Source organism: Rhodoplanes sp. SY1, assembly GCF_046000175.1.
Lineage (GTDB): Bacteria > Pseudomonadota > Alphaproteobacteria > Rhizobiales > Xanthobacteraceae > Rhodoplanes.
Genome location: NZ_JBEOMB010000461.1, coordinates 1 through 1,355 on the forward strand (window position 1 = coordinate 1; position 1,355 = coordinate 1,355).

Sequence of the window (1,355 nt, forward strand, 5' to 3'; positions counted from 1 at the left end):
CAACGCCCGAAACCTCGAGGTTTTCACGTCCTTCGAGGACGTCGCTACGAGGGTGGACGCGCACCACAAGACGATCATGGCGGATCACGGCGAGGGCGGCCCAGCGCGATACGTGTTGATCACCGACGGGGATCGCCGATGCCTGTCGATCCATTGTCGCGCCACCCGAAAGAGGGTGCGCTTCTCGATCCCGATCTACCTCAGCGATCGGGACCTCTTTCGCAGGTGGATCGGGCGGTTCCTCGCCGCCTATCGATCCATCGACGGAAGCTGGGCGACGCTTTGCCAACCCAGATTTCTGGCGAGGCCGCCCTTGGTCGCGCTCAAGCTGCGCGAGCCGCGTCCGCAGATGTTCAAGTCGAGAACCGTTCCGCCCGATCAGATCACCGCGTTGTACTCCGAAATTCTGAGGTGATCGCGCGCCGCGGCGGCTCGGTGGACCGCACGGCGAGACGGCATCTTAAGTTAATGGTCGGTTCACAATATCGTCACGCCCATTCGGGATACTCCGCGGTTGTAGGACAGAGGCCAGCCGCAAGAAATCCCAACCCGTCCCGTCGAGGCTGACCGACCACATCGAGCCGTGGAACGCGGAGCAGGCGCCTCGCGCCTGCGGGACTTGTTCGACAGCCGTGCGACGTTCGCGTGATCTTGGACCGTATCCCAAAATGGATTCGTCACTGCTCAGGCTCAGAAACACCGAGCAAAATCAGACGGGCTTCTCATTCATACCGGAACTATTCGACCTTCTCACAGGGTTCGTCCAGCGACAGCTCGTGGTTTTCGTCATCGTCGTTCCGTGCTGCCTCGCCCTCGCCGCCGTATACCTCCTCGTCACTCCGCCGCACTTCACCGCGAAGCTCTCGCTGGTGATCGACAACTACAGCGTACGGCCTCTGTCGCAGGGGCAGGCGGCGAACAGCCGGACGATCGACTCTTCTCAGGTCGACACGCAAGTCGAGATACTCAGATCGGAGGCGATCGCTCTTGCCGTCGTCAACCAGCTCCGGCTGGCCGACATGCCGGAGTTCGTCGAGCCCGGCGGAATCGGCGGCAAGTTGCGCGGCCTTTTCCAATCGAAGGAGGCGACCGAGCCGGAACGCATCCGTAGCGCCATGCAGCGCGTCATGGAAAACCGAATCGTCTCCCGGGTCGGTCGGACATACCTCATCGAGATCGGATTTACGTCGCTCAGCCGTGATATCGCGGCGGATGTGGCCAATGCCATCGCCGAAGCCTATATCGTCAACCAGCTCGACACCAAATACCAAGCCACCAAGCGAGCGAGCGTCTGGGTTCAGGATCAACTGGCAGAGCTGCAGGCCCAATCGTTGGCCGCGGACCGTGCCGTCGTC

1 protein-coding gene and 1 pseudogene are annotated in these 1,355 nt (G+C 61.8%); both read left to right on the forward strand.

The window, feature by feature from the left end; genetic code table 11:
• Nucleotides 1-415, forward strand: a pseudogene (locus tag ABTU92_RS30360) (hypothetical protein); the annotation flags it as partial.
• 253 nt (nucleotides 416-668) lie between these two features.
• Nucleotides 669-1,355, forward strand: a 687-nt coding sequence (locus ABTU92_RS30365) for a Wzz/FepE/Etk N-terminal domain-containing protein (protein ID WP_408095245.1), incomplete at its 3' end; no start/stop codon positions are given.